The 2,947-nt window shown below is 53.2% G+C and carries 1 rRNA gene; it reads right to left on the minus strand.

Annotation, left to right across the window (positions count from 1 at the left end):
* Window positions 1-2 precede the first annotated feature (2 nt).
* A 23S ribosomal RNA gene (locus AOA56_RS09540) occupies window positions 3-2,896 on the minus strand.
* Window positions 2,897-2,947: the final 51 nt, after the last annotated feature.

A 2,947-nucleotide genomic window follows, 5' to 3' on the forward strand; every position in this document is an offset into this window, starting at 1 on the left:
CTTTGGTTATGCCCTCGACCTATTAGTAACAGTCAGCTCCATGTGTTGCCACACTTCCACCTCTGCCCTATCTACCTCGTCGTCTTCAAGGGGTCTTACTGCTTTCGCATGGGATATCTCATCTTGAGGGGGGCTTCACGCTTAGATGCCTTCAGCGTTTATCCCTTCCCGGCTTGGCTACTCTGCCATGCGCCTGGTGACGCAACAGATCCACCAGCGGCCGGTCCATCCCGGTCCTCTCGTACTAAGGACAGCTCCTCTCAAATATCCTACGCCCACGCCGGATAGGGACCGAACTGTCTCACGACGTTCTGAACCCAGCTCGCGTACCGCTTTAATGGGCGAACAGCCCAACCCTTGGGACCTACTTCAGCCCCAGGATGCGATGAGCCGACATCGAGGTGCCAAACCACTCCGTCGATGTGAACTCTTGGGAGTGATAAGCCTGTTATCCCCAGGGTAGCTTTTATCCGTTGAGCGATGGCAATCCCACTTTATACCACCGGATCACTAAGTCCTACTTTCGTACCTGCTCCACCCGTCGGTGTCGCAGTCAAGCTCCCTTCTGCCTTTGCACTCTCCGAATGGTTTCCGTCCATTCTGAGGGAACCTTTGAGCGCCTCCGATACCCTTTCGGAGGCGACCGCCCCAGTCAAACTCCCCACCTGACATTGTCCCACAGCCGGGTCACGGCTGCTGGTTAGAAACCCAATACCGCAAGGGTGGTATCCCAACAGCGGCTCCATAAGGACTGGCGTCCTTACTTCCTTGCCTCCCACCTATCCTGTACATGCAGTACCGAATCCCAGTATCAAGCTGGAGTAAAGCTCCATGGGGTCTTTCCGTCCTGGCGCAGGTAACCAGCATCTTCACTGGTACTTCAATTTCACCGGGTGCATTGTCGAGACAGTGCCCAAATCATTACGCCTTTCGTGCGGGTCGGAACTTACCCGACAAGGAATTTCGCTACCTTAGGACCGTTATAGTTACGGCCGCCGTTTACTGGGGCTTAAGTTCAAAGCTTCGCGTTTCCGCTAACCTCTCCCCTTAACCTTCCAGCACCGGGCAGGCGTCAGCCCATATACCTCACCTTTCGGTTTCGCATAGACCTGTGTTTTTGCTAAACAGTTGCTTGGGCCTATTCTCTGCGGCCATATCTCTATGGCACCCCTTCTCCCGAAGTTACGGGGTCATTTTGCCGAGTTCCTTAACAATGCTTCTCCCGTCGGCCTTAGGATTCTCTCCTCATCCACCTGTGTCGGTTTACGGTACGGGTACTCTACAAACAATAGCGGCTTTTCTTGGCAGCCAGCTCACGCGCTTCGCTACTATGCTTTCGCTCCGCATCACGTCTTCGGATTGTGTGCCGGGTTTTCCTGACACACTCCTACCCCGCTTGCACCGGTCTCTCCATTCCCGGCTCGCGCTCTCTTTCTGCGTCCCCACAGTTCTGTTGTACAGCAGTACAGGAATTTCTACCTGTTATCCATCGACTACGTCTTTCGACCTCGCCTTAGGCCCCGACTTACCCAGGGCAGATCAGCTTTACCCTGGAAACCTTGGATATTCGGCCGGAAGGATTCCCACCTTCCTCTCGCTACTCATTCCGGCATTCTCTCTTCCATACAGTCCACAGCTCCTTCCGGTACTGCTTCTTCCTGTATGCAATGCTCCTCTACCGATCTGCTCTTGCAGATCCCTGAGCTTCGGTGGTGTGTTTCAGCCCCGGACATTTTCGGCGCAGGACCTCTCGACTAGTGAGCTATTACGCACTCTTTCAATGGATGGCTGCTTCTAAGCCAACATCCTAGTTGTCTTCGAAATCCCACATCCTTTTCCACTTAACACACACTTTGGGACCTTAGCTGCAGGTCTGGGCTCTTTCCCTTTTGACTGCCCAACTTATCTCGTGCAGTCTGACTCCCGATAAGCATCAGCATGGCATTCGGAGTTTGATATTCTTCGGTAAGCTTTGACGCCCCCTAGGAAATTCAGTGCTCTACCTCCACCTGACTCTATCGAGGCTAGCCCTAAAGCTATTTCGAGGAGAACCAGCTATCTCCGGGTTCGATTGGAATTTCTCCCCTATCCACACCTCATCCCCACCCTTTTCAACGGATGTGGGTTCGGTCCTCCATTGCCTTTTACGGCAGCTTCAACCTGGACATGGATAGATCACCCGGTTTCGGGTCTGCTCCAACTGACTTCTCGCCCTATTCAGACTTGGTTTCCCTTCGGCTCCGGGCCTTCCAGCCCTTAACCTCGCCAGCCAGCGCAACTCGCCGGACCGTTCTACAAAAAGTACGCGGTCCCTCTTTCTATAGAGGTTCCACAGCTTGTAAACACAGGGTTTCAGGTTCTCTTTCACTCCCCTCCCGGGGTCCTTTTCACCTTTCCTTCACAGTACTATGCGCTATCGGTCACTAAGGAGTATTTAGCCTTACGGGGTGGTCCCCGCTCCTTCCCACAAGGTTCCACGTGTCTCGTGGTACTCTGGATCCTGCCGCTCTCCCTTGACTTTCATGTACGGGGCTTTCACCCTCTCTGGCCGGCTTTCCCAAAACCGTTCCATTACTCTCAGGAGTCGCTTGTGCAGTCCGAACCCCAGTGTGCTCGCACACTGGTTTGGGCTCTTCCCATTTCGCTCGCCGCTACTTTGGAAATCGATGTTTCTTTCTTCTCCTCCGGCTACTTAGATGTTTCAGTTCACCGGGTTCCCCTCCATACGTTATGGATTGGCGTATGGATACATGAGGTCTTCTCATGTGGGTTTCCCCATTCAGAAATCTCCGGATCTTTGGATATTTGCTCCTCCCCGAAGCTTTTCGCAGCTTATCACGTCTTTCATCGGCTCTTAGTGCCAAGGCATCCACCCTGCGCTCTTTCCAGCATAACCAGTTTTATAAAAACGCGTGTTACAAAGACGGGATAACAAAAGGCTCTGCCT

The sequence above is a fragment of the Sellimonas intestinalis genome (genome assembly GCF_001280875.1).
Taxonomy (GTDB): domain Bacteria; phylum Bacillota; class Clostridia; order Lachnospirales; family Lachnospiraceae; genus Sellimonas; species Sellimonas intestinalis.